Origin of the sequence: Bacillus cereus group sp. Bc010, assembly GCF_027716745.1 — a bacterium.
Lineage (GTDB): Bacteria > Bacillota > Bacilli > Bacillales > Bacillaceae_G > Bacillus_A > Bacillus_A pacificus.
This window is the reverse complement of the sequence record NZ_JAQFUY010000001.1, coordinates 546,679-563,961: the sequence shown is the minus strand read 5'-3', so window position 1 is coordinate 563,961 and position 17,283 is coordinate 546,679. Positions and strand designations below refer to the sequence as shown.

Here is a 17,283-nt window from a genome sequence, read left to right as displayed (position 1 = left end):
TAATACTATTTACAAATTAAAATTAACGCATAACTATCTTATAATAATTGTATAGTGGTAGGAAATACAATATCCTATCTTTATTATACGAAAAAGAAAAGACCGATTACTTTATCGATCTTTTCATTCCCAAAGTTATATTTTTAACTTACGCCTTTAATTGAAATGTATTTGATAAATACTCTCTGCATCATTGACCGTAAACTCTTGTAGGTATAGATCTCCACAATCTATTCTAAATAACTTAGTCAAACTCTCTTCTCCCATGTTAATCCCCCTTACTTACATTAAAGTTCCTTAATCTGCTTCGTAAGTTCCTTAAATCGTTCATCCAGTGCTTTATATTCTTTGTCTTTAGAAGTTAAAAAGCTTAATTTCCCTAATACTTCTTGTCTTTCTGTTTCTAACGTTAAACGTAGCTCTTCAATTTCATCTCTTGTTTTCGTAGGTTCTTCAAGTTGCTTTTGTATCGTATTGTTTACAAACACAAGTTTTGTGTTTGTTGTTTTCTCCAGAAAATATCGATCATGAGAAACAATAACGAGTGTTCCGTTATACTCAGCTAATGTATTTTCGAGCTGTTCACGTGAAGGCAAATCCAGATGATTCGTTGGTTCATCTAAAATAAGTACATCTTTTTCATCTAAAATATAAGCCATTAGCTTACATTTTACTCGTTCTCCCATACTCATATATCGTATCGGCTCTATCCATTGAGAAGATTCAAATCCTAAATGTTTCATTAAATTTTGGACTTTTCCTCTTTCTTCAAATGTATCTTTATAAAATAAATCTTCTGGTGTTTTATCAAGTGGTAAATCAAATACTTCTTGTGTTAAATAACCGATGTTTGCTGATGGTGAAATCCATATTTCGCCTTGAGCAGTTTCCGCTCCCATAATCATCTTTAGTAATGTTGTTTTCCCGCTACCGTTTGGGCCAACAATCGCAATCTTCTCACCGTGCTGAATTGTAAAATTAACGTTTTCAAATAATAGCCGATTATTAAATTCTTTCCGTAATTGTTTTACTTCTAAAAAACGTTTCCCTACTTTTTTATTCGCTTGAATAGAAAATTCAACCGAATAATCTTCTTTCACACGTTCAACTTTCGTTTTCTCAAGCTCTTTTTCAAGACGTTTTCGTTTCGATTTTACTTGCGCATCCATTCGCTTCGCCTTTACACGATAAAACTCTTTCACACCTTCTTGTTTTGTGGACTGCGCATGTGCCTTTTGTGACCATGAGCTTAATTCTTTTATATGAGTTTCTACTTGTTCTATCTTCTTTTGGTGTTTTTCATATTCACGCTGCTGCGTCATTCTTTTATGCTCACGTGCTTTCATATAACTCGTATAATTCCCGCTATGATCAATTAATTTCTTATCCTCAATTGACCATATTCTAGTCGCGACAACATCTAAAAAATATCGATCATGTGATACGACGATAACTGTACCTTTCATATTTTTAATTTGCTTAATGAGAAATTCTGTACTCATCTCATCTAGATGATTTGTCGGTTCGTCTAATATTAAGACATTAGGATTTTCAGCAAATCCTTTTGCTAATCGAACTTTTAGCTTTTCACCACCACTTAAAGTAAAAAAATCATTCGTTGGCACGCCCCATTTCGCAAGAAGTTCTGCTTCTTTTGCAATTATATCCTTACTAACGAAAGATTCTTTTTCTTGTTCAACATATGCTGTTGTCATATTCATTTGAATCCATTCAACAGTACCTTTTGATGGTTCAATCTTCCCATTTATTAATTGAAGTAACGTTGATTTACCAGCCCCATTTTTGCCGATTAATCCGATAACATCCCCTTGTCTTACTGTCACATTCATTTTCTCTAACAAAGTATTTTCCTTTATTTCAACATAAACATCATTTAATTTTAATAGTTCTTTCATAATACCGATCCCTTTCATTAAGGGAGAATAAAAAAATCCTCCCAAATAAATTTGGCAGGATTAGTCGTTAAAATATTTATACCCAAATAAGCTATTGCGCAACATAAATAGCAATACCGTTGTATGGAAATTGGGCAGACTAATCCTATTTTTTAGAAATTGAAATATATTGAATTTCAACATTTAAAAATAAGATTAGTTAATCATCGTCCACCCATCATTCCTTTCCGTCGTTAATAACCATATTGTACCATACTAGTACTGTATGAGTAAATGTAATTATATGTGCTGTTAAAAAGATTGCTTTCTTTTAGATTTATTTATTATTCCTTAACTTCATGTTGAATAAGCACAAATTACATTGATTGTAATACGCCCTTTAGGTTTCCACAGTAATAAATTTTATATAAAAACAAAATCTTATTTGTTATCCAATAACCACTTATTGTTTTTCGATAAATTTTTATTGATTATTCCCTTGCGATAAGCTATTATATCTTTACAGAAAATATTAATGTAAGGATTGAATTTATGGACAGGACATTAGAAATCACAAAGTTAAATATGTTTGTAAGGATTTTTATCCTCCCGATTATAGTAGGGATACTTGTTGGTATACTAACGAAATTGGGACAAGGTATACTTCCAGGACATTGGAATTCATTAGCTAACCTAGGAAGCGTTTGGTTAGTTCCATCCTTTTTTGTGGCTAGCTTTAGTTATTCTAAGCGTACAGCTATACTTTCTGGTATCCTTGCACTACTCGGTATGGTACTAGGCTACTATGGTTATGCAATAATATTTAAAAATGTATCTCATTCTATTTATTTTATTTCTGTATGGATAACATGTGCATTCATTGGAGGAACTATCTTTGGAATTGCAGGCTTTCTATGGAAAGATACTACAAATCCACTTCATAAATTAGGAAGTGCACTTATTGGTGGAGTTTTTGTAACGGATGGACTTCACATTCTTTTAAATTTTGAAGACTATAATCACATGTTACCTGTTGGATATACCGAAGTCATAGTCGGGATTATCTTGATTCTTGTATTAGAACGCTCTAATGCTAATCGAATTTCTTCTTTCTTAATGATGGTTCCTATCACTATTTTAGGATTAATTGGATATAAATTATTAAGTTTGTTTACTTAATTACAATACTGTATCATGAAAAAACAAAAGACTAATTCTATTATAGTCCACAAAATATATCACGAATTTGATCATTATACTTATTAATGTTGATACACTTATTCATAGGCTGGATTCATGAAGCTATCTCTTTCAAAGGGATAGCTTTTTTCTTACAAAAACTATTCATCAACTTTTATTAAATACTTCTAATTTAACAATCGTATTTATTAGCGTGGCATTATGTATACTAAGATGACCTTTTACCATTCCATATAATCGCCGTAAAGGTAAACTTTAACCAGTGGGGGTTTTCTTTATCACCCACTAATTATTATCCCTCATCAATCGGACTTTAATGAGCAATCCGCCCCCCATTAAAACGAGATAAAATAAGGCTAAAAAACTTATTTCCAAAGTTCTTTAGCCTAGATCACTTATTTATACATTATAAAATTTAATTCGTACAACCGTACCTTTACCAACTTCTGAATGGATTTCTACACTATGCCCTAATTGCTTCGTAATTTCATATACGAGATATAGCCCCATTCCAGTTGATTCTTTAAAATCTCTACCATTTTCTCCTGTAAAGAAAGGTTTAAACACTCTTGGTAAATCTTGCTTCGGTATGCCTACACCGTTATCAGCAATTTTAAGTATAACATTATTACCTTCCTTACAAGCTTTCACTTTAATCTTCTCTCGGCTACCAGATGAATATTTAATCGCATTTGATAGTATTTGTCCAATTAAAAATTGTAACCATTTCGCATCACTTTCTACTGTAATGTCCTTATCAATTTTAAGCTCTGGATATACAAAATTCCGGATAAAGAAGCGTTTATGTTCATGCACAGAATCATTCACTATTTTATGTAATTGTACTCTTTCCACATAAAAATCTTGTGTAAATGCTTCTAAACGTGCGACATACAGTGCCATCTCTAGCCCCTTTTTCAGCCTATCTGTTTCCTCATTTATACTTTCAAAACGTGGATCCACTTCATCCTGTGTAATTAATTCTATTACAGATAAAGGTGTTTTCATTTGATGAATCCACTGATTCATAAAAGTTAAATGATCATTATTTTTTCTCTCTTGTATCTGGAGTTGATTTTGATAATGGCGATATTGTACTTCAAGCAAGTCTTGAAGAGCAGCAGATATAGCTGCAAAATCAGATTTTTGAACCGATTCATCTAAAGATTGCATCGGGTTTGCTAAACGTTCATAAAAAGAACGATGTGTATAGTAACGAAATAGTAAATAGCCTACCATAAAAAAGGCACCTAAAAACATTGCATACAATGCCGTCGCAATACGGTTATGTCCATCAAACCAATATACGAGGAATATGGCTAGTAGTTGGATCGCTGTAAAGCAAATAAGTGGTATATGATCACGTATAAACAGCCTTATCATTTTTCCATACCAGTATCCCAAGTAATATGCAATCTATATCCAACACTACGAATTGTTTCAATCGCATTCTCAATATGTAACGTTTTTAACTTTTTTCTAACACGTGTCGTATTTACACTTAATGTATTATCATCAACATAGGATTCGCCATCCCATAATTTATTTAATAACACTTCTCTACTCACAACACGCGGATAATTTTTCATTAACATTTCTAATAAAATAGCTTCATTTCTCGTTATATCAATTTCTTGATTCTTAAGCTTCAATACAAGCCTTTCAGGATATAAACAAAGACCCTGTTGCTCAACCATCCGTTCTTCTACTTTCGGTGCATAATCTCCGTAAGCACGCCTTAAATGACTTCGAATTTTAGCCATTACAACTTCGTAATGGAATGGCTTTGAAATGAAATCATCGCCACCGTTTTCTAGCGCCATGACTTGATCCATCGTACCTTCACGAGCTGAAATAAATAATATCGGACATGTAGAAACTCCGCGAATTTGACGACACCAATAGTACCCATCAAAACTCGGTAAATTAATATCTAATAAAACTAACTCTGGTTGTTCTTCTAAAAAAATATTTAATACATTATGAAAATCCGATACAATAATTCCTTCATACCCATATTTCGCAACGTGTGTTGATAATAGTTCTGCAATTTTCATATCGTCTTCTACAATCATAATTTTAACCATGTGTTTACTCCTTTTTCGACCCACAATCTTATATTCAATTATATAAAATAAATACTACCTTTTTTTATATAATCCGTAAATCAAAAAAGATACTTTTATACAAAATCATCCTTCTTCTATCATTTCTTATTTAATATGGAATTCATTCATAGTAAACCCCAATTTCTCCACATAATTCATCCCTAATTCCATTCGAGCAGTCTTCAACGGGTCAACCACTTGACAAACTTTTAAATTGCCGGCAGCTGATAATAAAAGTATTGCATCAGCTTTAGACATTTCTAATTCTTCATGTAAAAATGTCACCATATTACGTACAGCACGATTCGCTGCATCATCTAGCAATTTTTCTGAAGCAATCGTCATTACTTTTTCTTTTTGAATAGCCATTGGTAATGGCCATTTTTTCCCTCTTATAATTTGGACTGTTACGGTTACCTCACCAGCAACCTCTACTCCACTAACACCAATTTCACCATCACCCATCGCTGCGTGTAAATCACCTAATGCTAATAGAGCACCAGGAACATTTACAGGTAATAATAATGTTGTCCCTTCTTTTATCTCTTTACAGTCCATATTCCCGCCGTGATCATGTGGTGTGCCACATGAAATGCTCGCTTCTTTCGGCGCTGTTCCAATTACACCGATCATTGGATTAATCGGGATTTGTAGTTCATTTGAAAACAGAACATGTTCATTATGTATTGAGACGATTTTCACTGTATTTTCATGTAGCTCTTCACCCATTACGCCAAGATTCACCCCTGTAGTTAAAACACCTTGCTCTGCAATTTTTATCTTTTCAATCGTAACAACTAATATATCCCCAGGTTCTGCACCATTAATATATACCGGACCAGTCGCTGGATTAATCCGGTTCCAATCTAATTCTTGAAACACAACATCTTCAGAATTAATTTGATTTTCAAAGCAATCATATGTTTCAAATATAAGGCGACTCCCAATTTCTACTTCCATACATGGTTGATTTTCTGGTGACATTGCGTAAATGATATGGTCTTTCTGAATTCGATGCATATTATCTCTCCTCTTTATATTAGTCTACAATTAATAATTAGCTTTTTTCATAAAAGCTCCTTTTAATAATTAATGAATTTACATATAGAAAAGCACTTAGCTTATTTTCATACATACACTCTTTACTATAACAGGTAAAGAAAGGTGGTATCACTATGCCCCTTATTCCATATAACGAAAGCGATGTTGATTTACTAGCTCGTTTAATGCGTGCTGAAGCTGAAGGCGACGGTCGACAAGGTGAACAACTTGTTGGCTGTGTAGTAGTAAATCGTGTATTTTGTGATTGCTTAGATTTTAAACAACTTCGTTCTGTACGTGACGCTGTATATCAAAGCCCTGGTGGATTCGAAGCAGTGCAATACGGATATTTTTATCAACGTGCTCGTGAGTCAGAAAAAGAAATCGCACGAAAAGTTTTACAAGGTGAATGGCGCTGGCCTGCACGATGGGCTCTTTGGTATTTCCGTCCAGTTGGATCTTGTCCACCCCAATGGTATAACCAGCCATTTGTAGGACAGTTTAAAAGTCATTGTTTTTATGAACCTAGTGGTGACGAATGTCCGAAAATGTATTCACGGTAATAGAATTTGAAATGCAAGTACTTAGCCCTTTAAGTACTTGCATTTCTTTGAGCTTTTTAAAAATCTAATAATGTGATGAACTTTTCAACTCCTACAACATGTATTAATAACGGTATTCGAGGGCCACTGGACTGATTCATAATGAGCTTATATATAATAATAAATAATTGTTTTTGATTTTCTTTCATTATTTTTTTATTTTCATGATGACAAAGCGCGTACAATTGTTCCATTAAGTTAGAGTAATCTTTGTTAGAACGAAGTATGTTGCAGACTTCTACTAACCATTCTTTCTGTCTTTCATCTAATGTGTTGTAAAACTCTATATTTCTCTCTTGATTTACCGCCATTAATTTTTCAGATTGAAAGTTTCTAACCCAATACTCTGCACGTTTACTTATCGCTACCATATCCTCTAATGCATAATTCCTATCTATTTTGTCTAATATACCTTGTAAAATAGATGAATCAAAATTTAATAACGGTAACGTTCCTGCTACTTGATTAAATTTCGGATATTCTTTCAATTCGCTATCTACTCTAGAAAGTTTAATTGCATCAAATAAATCTTCATTTTTGAGCGTTTTATTTTTATAACGATCTTTTGATCGTTCATACTCTGTATAATTGCGAATCACATCTTCATCAAGACCGATATGAAAAGCTGCGTCTGGCCTATATTTTGCAAACATAAATAGAATCACTTCGGGCAAATACACTTTTAGCAACTCGCTAGGTGTAATACTATTCCCTGAGGAACTAGACATTTTTTCATGATTCCCTTTAATACCAATGAAATCGTAAGCAACGTAATGGGGCGCTTCACGATTGAATATTTTTCTCGCAATTTCTTTTGATACATTATAACTACCCGTTTCTGATGAATGATCTCTTCCGCCCGGTTCAAAAACAACATCCTCTATCATCCATCTCATCGGCCAATCGATTTTCCAATTCAATTTCATATTATTTGTATTTAGTATAGATAATTCATTTTGATTTCCACATTCACATTCATACCGAACTGTTTTTAATACTTCATCAAAATGCGTAATCGCTGTTGTATCTCTCCCGCATTTCTCGCAATATAACGTAACTGGATAGAAGCTCTCTCGCTCTTCTTCACTACATTCCCCAGTTTTATAATCCATTAAAATACCATATATTTCTTTTCTTTTATACAAAGCCTCTAATATGCTTTTGTTATACCTTCCGCTCCTGTATTCATCATGTTGATAAATAAATTCTACTTCAATTCCAAATGCTTGAAGAGATTCCTCAAACTCTTTTTCAAAATGATCAGCATATGAATTATGACATCCATACGGATCTGGTATATTACAGTATGGCATACCGATATACTTTATAAAAGATGGATCAATATTTTTAGGAACTTTTCTAAACCTGTCGTAATCATCCCATGAAAATATAAAACGCGCTTTTTTCCCTAAATCTTGAAGTGCCCTTACAACAAAATAAGTCGTTACGATTTCACGAAAGTTTCCAATATGAACAGAACCTGATGGACTAATCCCAGATGCGCAAATAAAAGTTTCTTTGTTTGGATGTTTTCTAATTAATTCATTTGCTACTTCATACGCCCAATGCATATACTACTCACCTCAATTATATTTTTGTTCTCACATTTTCATTTTTTTGCAATAAAAAAACTCCCACCCCCAAGATTATTCATCTTGAGGACGAGAGTTATTAGCTTCGCGGTACCACCTCAGTTTGTTAATATGTCGCCATACTAACCTCTTCAGGTACGGCAAAATAGCTTATACCCTATCTCTATAACGGGAGAACCCGTCGCACCATCCCTAAATAAATTAGTTCCTTGCGCAGCTCCAAGTCTTTTTTCGTTAAGATGTATACCGCTCTTTCTCAGCTACCAGAGCTCTCTGTATGTATTATTTCTTAACTACTCTTCTCTTCCATGCCATTTTAAATATTAGTTTTTTCATAGGATAATTTAAAACGACTCTATTGTCAAACTTTTCCGAAATAAAACAGTATAATTATCTAAAAAAATTCTTTATCGCTTCTAATTGAATTTTGTGGCTACACTCATCACAACAATATAACCCTTTTGGTTTCTCTTTAAATCGCTTATATTTTTCACTACCTTCATACACACGAAATATATTTTTACAAGAAAAGCAAATAATTTCATAAAACATCATATGCATTTTCCTCTCCATGTTTATACATTTTTTAATCGCTCGAGAAAATTACTTTTCCATAGTACAAATCTTAATATCTTCTGATTAAAAGGTTTACCTCTATTCTTATCGAATTATATAAATATCTTATAAAGCGAGGTGGACATCTTGGACAGTAATATAGAATTAATTTTAGATGCGAAAGCAAGTTTAGCTGAAGGACCATGTTGGGATGAAAAAAAGCAGCTTTTATACTGGGTTGATATTGTGGAGAAACAATTATGCATATTTAGCCCTACCGCTAATACAAACCGAGTAATTGCTCTCAATCAACAAATTGGCTGTGTTGTTCCATATTTAGATGACGTACTACTCCTAGCTATGGAAAATGGCTTTTATTCTATTAATATAAAAACAGAAAAACTGACACATATTTTTGACCCTGAACCACATTTATTTGATAATCGTTTTAACGATGGAAAATGCGATCCAGCAGGACGTTTTTGGGCAGGTACTACAGATACATACGGTATTAATGCTGTAGGTTCCTTGTATTGTTTAAATAATAGTTTAAAGGTAGAGAAAAAAGTTTCACATGTAAATACATCAAATGGCATCGCTTGGTCACCTGATTATACATACCTTTACTATATTGATACACCTACTAAAAAAGTAGTTCGTTTTCATTATAATATTTGTACTGGAGAAATTCGTAATCCAAATGATGTAATCATTTTCCCCGAAAATGACGGTCTACCTGATGGTATGACAATTGACGAGGAAGGTTGTTTATGGATTGCTCATTGGGGAGGTTCAAAGATTACGAGATGGAATCCTTCAACTGGAGAACGAATATTAAGCATCCCAATTCCAGCGCTATATGTAACCTCGTGTACATTTGGAGGACCTAATTTAACAGACCTATATGTTACAACAGCCAGAACAAGAATGACAAATAACGAATTAAAAGAATATCCACATGCTGGTGGTATTTTTCGAATTCAAACAAATATAAAAGGTTGTCCTACCCATTCATTTCGCAATAATAATATTGGAGCTGAAACAATATGAATCGTCTCGATTACATAAGACAAGAAGAAAAGAAATATCATGACCTTTGCTATGAACAATACAAACTATTTGAAACTGGCTCTTGGCTTTACAAACCAGTTAAAACAGTTATGGATTTGATGGATTATTTTGAAGGAAAAAACAACTTGCAAGTACTTGATCTCGGCTCTGGCGTTGGAAGAAATAGTATTCCAATTGCCCAAAAGATTCAAAATACTAGTGGTACTGTTACATGTGTGGATTTACTTGATTCTGCTTTAACAAAATTACAAACTTATAGTAAAGAATATGGTGTAATTAATAATATTAAAACAGAACAAGCAGCAATTGAAAACTACTACATTCAACCTAATACTTATGATTATATCGTTGCAGTATCCAGTTTAGAGCATGTTGAGTCAGAAGAAGATTTAAAACACGTGCTCCATTCTATGAAAAAAGGTACAACAAACGGCGGTATTAATTGTTTAATTATTAACTCGAACATACAAGAAATTGACTTACATACAAATGAAGAATTAGATGCTTTAATTGAAATTAACCTTCCTACTGAAGATATGATATATCTATTAAAAAGTATTTATAAGGAATGGAAAGAAATTAAAGTTGAAATAAAAGAATTAGTCTATGATATTGTTCGCGATGAAAGGCATATTCAATTAAAAACAAATGCTATAACATTTATTTTTCAGAAATAAAACTATAAAAGGTAAGGTTTTCCCCTCATATATTTAGAGAAACACCCTTACCTTTCAATGATCAATTCTTCAAAAAATTACTTCGTTATTAGTTTTAGCTTTATCTAAAACATTATTTTTATTAGAAATACTATTAAGCTATTAATTAAATTCATTTGTTAATAATTGCTTGTCGAGCTTTTTCTTTATCATCAAAATGAATAGTTGAATCTTTTAAAATTTGATACGTTTCATGCCCTTTCCCTGCAATCAAAACGATATCATTAGAAGATGCCATGTTTATTGCGTGAGTTATTGCAAGTTCACGATCTACTTCTACTTTATAATTCAAATTATTATTTTGCGAAAATCCTTTTTCAATATCTTTCATTATTGCCTGCGGATCTTCCGAACGCGGATTGTCAGAAGTAATAAAAACAAAATCACTATAACTTCCAGCAATTCCGCCCATTATAGATCGTTTTTTTGTGTCTCTATCTCCACCACAACCGAAAACAGTAATAACTTTACCTTTTGAAAACTCGCTAATTGTAGAGAGAACATTTTCTAACGCATCCGGTGTATGAGCATAGTCCACTATTACAAGAAAATCTTGATTTTCATCTATGATTTCCATTCTACCTTCAATACTCTTTAAGTTAGATAAACTATCACAAATGTTTGTAAGCGGAATACCTTCAACCATTGCAACTGTTATTGCTGCTAATGCATTATAAACATTAAAACGACCTACAAGATTAAGGCTAACCTCTATTTCTCCATTAAAGGACGAAACTAAAAAACGAATTCCTTTTGGGCTTAAAGTTATGTTCTTCGCTTGAACATCTGCTCCATTATGTATTCCATATGTGATAACCTCAGCTGAAGTAATTTTTTTAAAGTATTCTACCGATGGATCGTCTGCATTCAAAACAGCTATTTTTTTATCCGTAGTAGATAAATCATTTCCTAATCTTGAAAAAAGAAGACCTTTTACATGCTTATATTCATGAAATGTTCCATGATAATCCAAATGATCTTGCGTTAAATTTGTAAAAACAGCTATTTTAAAGTTACACCCTTTCACTCTTTCCATATGTAAACCTTGTGACGTAACTTCCATAACACAATAATCTGCATTTTGATTTTTCATCATTTGCAAATTCCGTTGAAGTGTTGGAGGTTCTTGCGTATTAATATCAGTAGGATACCATTTTGAATCAACTTTTACTCCGTTATTCCCCATGAGCCCCGTGTGATATCCATAATCACTTAAAATTTTTTCAAGTAAATAGGAAGTAGTTGTTTTCCCATTTGTACCTGTAATTCCAATTAGCTTCATTTTATTAGATGGATAACCATAGAAGTGTGACGCAATAACTGCCATAGCATATCTAGCATCTTTAACAATTATTTTAGGTATCTCAATATTTACATCCCTTTCTACAATTAGGGCTACAGCACCATTCTTCACTGCATCTTCAACAAATTGATGTCGATCTTCAAGAAAACCATCGATACCTGATACACATATAAATAGATCTCCATCAGTTATCTTTCTAGAATCCATTTCTAACCCCGTAATTTCTACATCCATATTGCCAATAGTTTCTTTAATCAATAACAAATTCGCCAACTCTTTTAGTTTCAAATGTTCCGCCCCCTTAAATATTCCCCCTATTTATTTTACCACTTTATATAAAATAATGGCTTAAAACCCCATATTGATTTAACGAAATTTATTCATCTTAAATAAACAAAAAATAAAAGAGCACTTGTTTCCGCAAGTGCTCTTTTGGGGATTTTGAGATACCCTATTAACGAAAGTTAAGGTTACTTAAAGTTAAAAGGTATTTCTATTATATGCTTGTCCTCTTTATTTGTGCATAATTAATATATAAACATATTTAATCATTCTTAATAACTTTTAGTTATAGTTCTTTCTTACATTTTATCGTTAAAAAGTTGATTGAAGGTTTATTTGCCATGTTCTTATTTGGTTCATCAATTTCCGAAACTTGTACTAATCCATATTGATTAAAATCTTTTTTTATAGATTCCGAATCATAGAAGAACATTTTTACGCCTTCCATTATCTCATAATAATCTTTATCCAACTGTTTTCCTTTTCCGTACATGGGAGCTTTTTTAGAAACAGTTGTAAAAACCATATATCCGTCTGGTTTTAACTGATTATAACAATCTTCAATAAATTTCTCTCTTTCCTGTTCATTCAACAAATGAAGAAGTGCATGACTAAATATCCCATCATACAGTTTATTATCAAAAGGCATTTCGTTTACCGAACCGTGATAGATACTAACATCTTCTAGTCCGTTTTCTCTTGCTAAATCGATCGCTGTTTTCGAAATTTCAATACCTGTTACATTTATACTATTTTCGATAAATACCTTCGCGTTTCTTCCATAACCAATACCCGGAACTAATATGTCCTTAACGTTCTTTTCTAGAAAAAAATCTTTTGCCAAAATTGCAGATTCTGTAGGTTCAAAACCCCACATCGTTTGTTTCTCAATAAAACTTGATTCCCAAAATTCCATTATGTTTCTATCTCCTTGTTCTAATCCTATTTTTAGTATCACATTAAAAACTTATAAATTTTAGTGCTGTGGCTACCTATGCCAAATTAATTTTTTTACCACATTCACTATAGGTTCATTGAATATAGCATAATAATAAGCCTATATCTAATTTTAAGATTGGCTTATTATTTCCCCTATATTAATATGTAAAAAAATAGAAAAACCAATACTTCCGTTGTAGTATTGGTTTTTCTTAAGATAAATTATCTTTTTATATTGTACTGATCTATTACTTTTTCTAACATTTCTAAAGTTATCGGTTGAGCTTTCTCTATTAATTGGTAACCAATCCGCCCATTCGGCTCAGCTGTAACTTGCTGTAAGCTCTTCAGATCATGAATTCCTTTTTCTCTTAATTGCATATATAGTTGTTGTTCCGACATTTTCGCCTTCATCAAATTCTCTTTTACAATCTCTCCATTTTCTACTACTATAATGCTACTGCCATTTAGGAATTGTTCCATCTTCTTTGATTTCAATTCAAAGAAATGAATGATAAGAAGGACGGCTGCAAATATTACAGCTGCAAATATAGATGGGCCTACTTTCCTACTTAATACAGGCTCCACAATAATACGTGCAATTGATACTACTATAATAATTTCAGCTCTTGTCATTTGGCTAACAGATTTACTACCTGTCATTTTTAATGCAATAATCCCAGTCAGAATTAAAATAATGCTTTCAAAAATCATATTCATAATAGCCCAATCCTTTAATGGTGAATGTTACTAGCATTCCCATTTCATATAGCATTCTAAATGTATTTTAATTAAACTTTTTTGTAAAAATCAAACTTACATATACTGAAAAAGAATTTATTTTGACCAACCTTTTTCAATAAGGATTTGATGGTCCATCTTCCATTGTCAAAAAAAGAAAAAGCACCCGAATGGATGCATATAGATTAAACTTATTCATTATTACTTTCTTCACTTTCATCATCAACTGATTTGGAGTCTAACATGCTGCCTATATCAGGCGGTAAAGCTAACTCTATTCCAGCCACTGGTTGATTATCTTCATTAAACCATTGTTTCTTAAATTTAATCAATTCTTCATTTTCCTTTTTTTCATCCATATTACCCCACCTTTTATGTACATGATATGAAACATTTTACTTAATATGTACATTGAGAAAGATAATATACTATTTGTACATAATGAAAGAGCAAAAACCATTCTCTGTTTTCACAACCCGTTGTACCTATTAAAGAATCCCCGTACATGTTACTCCGCGCTCTGCTATCATATTAGTGTCTAAACATATGTGGGCTATGTGACAAGTACCTGGTCATTTTGTTCATTATTCATATGAGACAAATACTTTTAAAGAGGTAATTATTCCTTGACTTAATTCCTCAAAACATTGTTCAAGTGTGGTCCTTCTAAAACTAATTTATTTTGTTCCATTTATAACCCTCACATTTTATAAAAATATATTCTCACTACATTTCAAACAATGTATAATAAATTCATCTAAAATTTAAGCTATAACGTTGGCTAGCACCCAACAGTGATAATATGATAATTGAATTTGATGGATATGGAATTAATGAGTATGTTTTTGGCCTTAATTGTTCTCTTAAAGAGTTAATGATAATGTATTTAAATGTTAAAAATGAAGAAATATCTAATAAAGAGCTTCTAATTTTATTTTGTATGCGGTACCACTATGAACGAATCCCAAAGTTATTACAAGAAGACCTCTTGAGCGATGTTGTTATTGATTTAGATACAGACTATATTTATATCCCTAATAGATAACAGTAAACTAGATTGAGTGAATAGAAATTACGATTCAGCTAAGTGTTTAATAAAATAAGTCATTGCCCAAATTAATGTCGCAAATTGAGTGACAAAATACATTGTCCATTCAAAACCAGTCAATTTCCTCTCTCGTTTAACCTTCTTTAAGTACCTGTAAAATATAAATGTACTTAAAAACATAAGTAACAATGATAATTGTTGTAAATCATCAATTATACGTACTGCCATAGACTCTATCAGCCTCCTATTCAAAATAAACACTACACTTTAAGGTTAACATTTATTGGTAGTTTATTTCCATTTAAATTACTTATATCCAAAATAAAAAGAGCATTCAGCTATTGAGTGCTCTAAAAAATATTAATTTAACATATTTTCCCCGTAATGATTTTATGACAGTTCTCTTACTTTTTATAACTCAGTTCTATCACTGCCGGTATATGATTACTATCATATTTCCTTGTATAGATTTCTCCATTTGGAGTAACTAATTGTAATACAATCTCGCCACAAACACCATGTGGTATTTCAAATTTACCTTCTATATTTGAAACACTGCGTTCCTTACTTTCAATTGAATCTTCATAAATTTTTACATTAGATATAGGTTCGTTATTTTGATCTACGATAATGCCTCTTGAATACTTACCAATCGCGATACATTGATCATCTTTTCTATAATAATTAATTAGAACGACAGCTCCAATTATAATAGCGATACACACAAACAAGAGAATTATTTTGCGTCTCACAATAAACCTCCTAATTCAATTTATTCTTTTTTAAATTGAAAATTTAGACGTTCTACTTGTTTGATTTCCTCCACTACTTTACGAATTCCTTCCTCAATCCTATCTTCCTTTACATTCGATACGTTTAACTTTAATAGTCTTTGTTTCGGAAAACCTCTCACATAATTTTTATCAATCGAATCAATCCTGATTTGTATTTCACTTAGTCTTTGTATCAACATGTCCGAAATACTTGTTTTATGTACTTCTAAACAAGTATGGATTCCAATTGTATTTTGCTTTTTATATGTGAATAAAAGCGGGTTTTCACTATACATTCTTTCTAATGCTTCTGCTAGTTTTTTAGATCTATTATTATAGGAAGATTTAATTTTATTTTTATGGCGTTCGAACATGCCACTCTTTATATAAATTTCTAAAGCAGCTTGGGATATCATTGGACTATCGATATCTAAAATCTTTTTATATGTATGAAAAGCACTCGAAATAGCCGTTGGAATAACTGCTACACCAACTCGTAAACCTGGAAAAATAATTTTTGAATAACTTTTTAAATATATAACATGATTACCATGATCCAAGCTATATAACGGATCAGCTTTTGAATCTGTTTCTAAATCTGCTAAATAATCATCTTCTACTATAAATACATTATATTTCTTAGCCAATAGCACGATTTTTTCTTTCTCACCTTTAGAATAAGAAGTTCCAAGCAGATGATGATATCTTGGTATTGTATAAAAGAATTTTATTTTACCAGTTCGAAAAATACGCTCCAATTCATTTAAATCAATACCTTCAATCGTACGTTGAATACCGATTACAGGGACTTTATTTATTTTTAGATATTCTATATATAAATGATACGTTGGCTGTTCAACTAATATTGTTTCATTTTCATTTGGAAATGGTATAGAAGTTAATATTGCAAGTGCCTGCTGCACACCTGATGTTATAAAAATATTGTCTTCTTTCGTGAACACTTGATAATTTGCCAACTGTTTTTGAATGACTGGAATTAAAGATGGTAACCCTTTCGGTGTTCCGTATACGAACAAATCATTTTTATAAGTATCAATTGCCTTATTCATACAATGCTGAAAATCTAAATATGGGAAAACATCTGGATCTGGTGCTGAGGAAGCAAAATCAATTATCCCGTCATTTTCTACAAAACTCCCTGACTTTTGAACAACGTAGTATCCACTTTGAGGGATAGAATATATAATGTGACGCTTTTCTAATTCATGAAGTGCACGTATAACTGTCGCCTTATTACATTCATATTGCGTAACAAGCGATCGTATAGACGGTAATTTCTTTCCTTCTTTTATTTCTCCATGTTGAATCATGTTTTCTATATCATTAAAAATACGTAAATACTTATACATTTTACACCTCCTTCAGCAATTTTATATTTAATTACATCGATTTTTCA

18 protein-coding genes, 1 pseudogene and 1 other annotated feature are annotated in these 17,283 nt (G+C 31.9%); of the genes and pseudogenes, 5 read left to right on the top strand and 14 right to left on the bottom strand.

What is annotated here, in order from left to right; translation table 11 throughout:
* Window positions 1–168: 168 nt before the first annotated feature.
* Window positions 169–267 (bottom strand): annotated as a pseudogene (locus PDQ68_RS28860) (acetyltransferase); the annotation flags it as partial.
* Between the two features lie 20 nt (window positions 268–287).
* Window positions 288–1,916: a ribosomal protection-like ABC-F family protein gene (abc-f, locus tag PDQ68_RS02860; RefSeq protein ID WP_061182430.1), complete on the bottom strand. Its 1,629-nt coding sequence runs from the start codon at window positions 1,914–1,916 to the stop codon at window positions 288–290.
* 531 nt (window positions 1,917–2,447) lie between these two features.
* Here abc-f and PDQ68_RS02855 point away from each other — a divergent pair.
* A complete protein-coding gene (locus PDQ68_RS02855; RefSeq protein ID WP_000376247.1) occupies window positions 2,448–3,074 on the top strand; it encodes a DUF6518 family protein in 627 nt (208 codons plus the stop codon).
* A gap of 420 nt (window positions 3,075–3,494) precedes the next feature.
* On the opposite strand, the gene PDQ68_RS02850 is transcribed toward PDQ68_RS02855, so the two are convergent.
* The 3 genes from PDQ68_RS02850 to PDQ68_RS02840 all read right to left on the bottom strand — a co-directional run bounded on the left by PDQ68_RS02850 (window position 3,495) and on the right by PDQ68_RS02840 (window position 6,223).
* Window positions 3,495–4,478, bottom strand: a complete 984-nt coding sequence (locus PDQ68_RS02850; protein WP_061182429.1) for a sensor histidine kinase — start codon at window positions 4,476–4,478, stop codon at window positions 3,495–3,497.
* On the bottom strand, window positions 4,475–5,182 hold the full coding sequence (locus PDQ68_RS02845) for a response regulator transcription factor (protein ID WP_061182428.1): 708 nt from the start codon (window positions 5,180–5,182) through the stop codon (window positions 4,475–4,477). The genes PDQ68_RS02850 and PDQ68_RS02845 overlap by 4 nt, the downstream gene beginning before the upstream one ends.
* A gap of 126 nt (window positions 5,183–5,308) precedes the next feature.
* The gene (locus tag PDQ68_RS02840) at window positions 5,309–6,223 is read right to left on the bottom strand and encodes an acetamidase/formamidase family protein (protein WP_016717569.1); all 915 of its coding nucleotides are present in this window, start codon (window positions 6,221–6,223) and stop codon (window positions 5,309–5,311) included.
* Between the two features lie 155 nt (window positions 6,224–6,378).
* Here PDQ68_RS02840 and PDQ68_RS02835 point away from each other — a divergent pair, with 155 nt between their 5' ends.
* Entirely contained in the window at window positions 6,379–6,807 is a 429-nt protein-coding gene (locus tag PDQ68_RS02835; RefSeq protein ID WP_016717568.1) for a cell wall hydrolase, read from the top strand.
* 56 nt (window positions 6,808–6,863) lie between these two features.
* Here the strand turns inward: PDQ68_RS02835 and lysS are convergent, their stop codons facing one another.
* The gene (gene lysS, locus PDQ68_RS02830; RefSeq protein WP_061182427.1) at window positions 6,864–8,417 is read right to left on the bottom strand and encodes a lysine--tRNA ligase; all 1,554 of its coding nucleotides are present in this window, start codon (window positions 8,415–8,417) and stop codon (window positions 6,864–6,866) included.
* An 83-nt stretch (window positions 8,418–8,500) separates the two neighbouring features.
* Window positions 8,501–8,756, bottom strand: a binding site (T-box leader).
* A gap of 72 nt (window positions 8,757–8,828) precedes the next feature.
* On the bottom strand, window positions 8,829–8,999 hold the full coding sequence (locus PDQ68_RS02825) for a DUF2197 domain-containing protein (RefSeq protein ID WP_061182326.1): 171 nt from the start codon (window positions 8,997–8,999) through the stop codon (window positions 8,829–8,831).
* A 141-nt stretch (window positions 9,000–9,140) separates the two neighbouring features.
* Here PDQ68_RS02825 and PDQ68_RS02820 point away from each other — a divergent pair, with 141 nt between their 5' ends.
* Complete coding sequence (locus PDQ68_RS02820; protein ID WP_016717564.1) at window positions 9,141–10,043, top strand: SMP-30/gluconolactonase/LRE family protein; 903 nt, start codon at window positions 9,141–9,143, stop codon at window positions 10,041–10,043.
* A complete protein-coding gene (locus PDQ68_RS02815; RefSeq protein WP_016717563.1) occupies window positions 10,040–10,741 on the top strand; it encodes a class I SAM-dependent methyltransferase in 702 nt (233 codons plus the stop codon). The genes PDQ68_RS02820 and PDQ68_RS02815 overlap by 4 nt, the downstream gene beginning before the upstream one ends.
* 151 nt (window positions 10,742–10,892) lie before the next feature.
* Here the strand turns inward: PDQ68_RS02815 and PDQ68_RS02810 are convergent, their stop codons facing one another.
* The 4 genes from PDQ68_RS02810 to PDQ68_RS02795 form a co-directional block, all read right to left on the bottom strand.
* Window positions 10,893–12,371 carry a UDP-N-acetylmuramoyl-L-alanyl-D-glutamate--2,6-diaminopimelate ligase gene (locus tag PDQ68_RS02810; RefSeq protein WP_061182325.1) on the bottom strand — a complete coding sequence of 493 codons (1,479 nt, stop codon included), beginning with the start codon at window positions 12,369–12,371 and terminating at the stop codon, window positions 10,893–10,895.
* A gap of 280 nt (window positions 12,372–12,651) precedes the next feature.
* Complete coding sequence (locus PDQ68_RS02805; RefSeq protein ID WP_016717561.1) at window positions 12,652–13,281, bottom strand: class I SAM-dependent methyltransferase; 630 nt, start codon at window positions 13,279–13,281, stop codon at window positions 12,652–12,654.
* 245 nt (window positions 13,282–13,526) lie between these two features.
* Window positions 13,527–14,024, bottom strand: coding sequence for a DUF421 domain-containing protein (locus PDQ68_RS02800; RefSeq protein ID WP_016717560.1), 498 nt, complete (start codon window positions 14,022–14,024; stop codon window positions 13,527–13,529).
* Window positions 14,025–14,236: 212 nt separating this feature from the next.
* Window positions 14,237–14,404, bottom strand: coding sequence for a hypothetical protein (locus PDQ68_RS02795; protein WP_016717559.1), 168 nt, complete (start codon window positions 14,402–14,404; stop codon window positions 14,237–14,239).
* Window positions 14,405–14,847: 443 nt separating this feature from the next.
* On the opposite strand from PDQ68_RS02795, the gene PDQ68_RS02790 reads away from it, so the two are divergent.
* Entirely contained in the window at window positions 14,848–15,090 is a 243-nt protein-coding gene (locus PDQ68_RS02790; protein ID WP_016717558.1) for a hypothetical protein, read from the top strand.
* A 27-nt stretch (window positions 15,091–15,117) separates the two neighbouring features.
* Here PDQ68_RS02790 and PDQ68_RS02785 read toward each other — a convergent pair whose 3' ends face one another.
* The 3 genes from PDQ68_RS02785 to PDQ68_RS02775 all read right to left on the bottom strand — a co-directional run bounded on the left by PDQ68_RS02785 (window position 15,118) and on the right by PDQ68_RS02775 (window position 17,236).
* Entirely contained in the window at window positions 15,118–15,321 is a 204-nt protein-coding gene (locus tag PDQ68_RS02785) for a hypothetical protein (protein ID WP_016717557.1), read from the bottom strand.
* Between the two features lie 176 nt (window positions 15,322–15,497).
* Window positions 15,498–15,845: a hypothetical protein gene (locus PDQ68_RS02780; protein ID WP_016717556.1), complete on the bottom strand. Its 348-nt coding sequence runs from the start codon at window positions 15,843–15,845 to the stop codon at window positions 15,498–15,500.
* Window positions 15,846–15,865: 20 nt separating this feature from the next.
* The gene (locus PDQ68_RS02775; RefSeq protein WP_270786576.1) at window positions 15,866–17,236 is read right to left on the bottom strand and encodes an aminotransferase-like domain-containing protein; all 1,371 of its coding nucleotides are present in this window, start codon (window positions 17,234–17,236) and stop codon (window positions 15,866–15,868) included.
* Window positions 17,237–17,283: the final 47 nt, after the last annotated feature.

Excerpts from the sequence above, each read along its gene's own strand:
- abc-f (WP_061182430.1), bottom strand. The coding sequence starts at position 1,916 with ATGAAAGAACTATTAAAATTAAATGATGTTTATGTTGAAATAAAGGAA.
- PDQ68_RS02855 (WP_000376247.1), top strand. The coding sequence starts at position 2,448 with ATGGACAGGACATTAGAAATCACAAAGTTAAATATGTTTGTAAGGATT.
- PDQ68_RS02850 (WP_061182429.1), bottom strand. The coding sequence starts at position 4,478 with ATGATAAGGCTGTTTATACGTGATCATATACCACTTATTTGCTTTACA.
- PDQ68_RS02845 (WP_061182428.1), bottom strand. The coding sequence starts at position 5,182 with ATGGTTAAAATTATGATTGTAGAAGACGATATGAAAATTGCAGAACTA.
- PDQ68_RS02840 (WP_016717569.1), bottom strand. The coding sequence starts at position 6,223 with ATGCATCGAATTCAGAAAGACCATATCATTTACGCAATGTCACCAGAA.
- PDQ68_RS02835 (WP_016717568.1), top strand. The coding sequence starts at position 6,379 with ATGCCCCTTATTCCATATAACGAAAGCGATGTTGATTTACTAGCTCGT.
- lysS (WP_061182427.1), bottom strand. The coding sequence starts at position 8,417 with ATGCATTGGGCGTATGAAGTAGCAAATGAATTAATTAGAAAACATCCA.
- PDQ68_RS02825 (WP_061182326.1), bottom strand. The coding sequence starts at position 8,999 with ATGCATATGATGTTTTATGAAATTATTTGCTTTTCTTGTAAAAATATA.
- PDQ68_RS02815 (WP_016717563.1), top strand. The coding sequence starts at position 10,040 with ATGAATCGTCTCGATTACATAAGACAAGAAGAAAAGAAATATCATGAC.
- PDQ68_RS02805 (WP_016717561.1), bottom strand. The coding sequence starts at position 13,281 with ATGGAATTTTGGGAATCAAGTTTTATTGAGAAACAAACGATGTGGGGT.
- PDQ68_RS02800 (WP_016717560.1), bottom strand. The coding sequence starts at position 14,024 with ATGAATATGATTTTTGAAAGCATTATTTTAATTCTGACTGGGATTATT.
- PDQ68_RS02795 (WP_016717559.1), bottom strand. The coding sequence starts at position 14,404 with ATGGATGAAAAAAAGGAAAATGAAGAATTGATTAAATTTAAGAAACAA.
- PDQ68_RS02790 (WP_016717558.1), top strand. The coding sequence starts at position 14,848 with ATGATAATTGAATTTGATGGATATGGAATTAATGAGTATGTTTTTGGC.
- PDQ68_RS02785 (WP_016717557.1), bottom strand. The coding sequence starts at position 15,321 with ATGGCAGTACGTATAATTGATGATTTACAACAATTATCATTGTTACTT.
- PDQ68_RS02775 (WP_270786576.1), bottom strand. The coding sequence starts at position 17,236 with ATGTATAAGTATTTACGTATTTTTAATGATATAGAAAACATGATTCAA.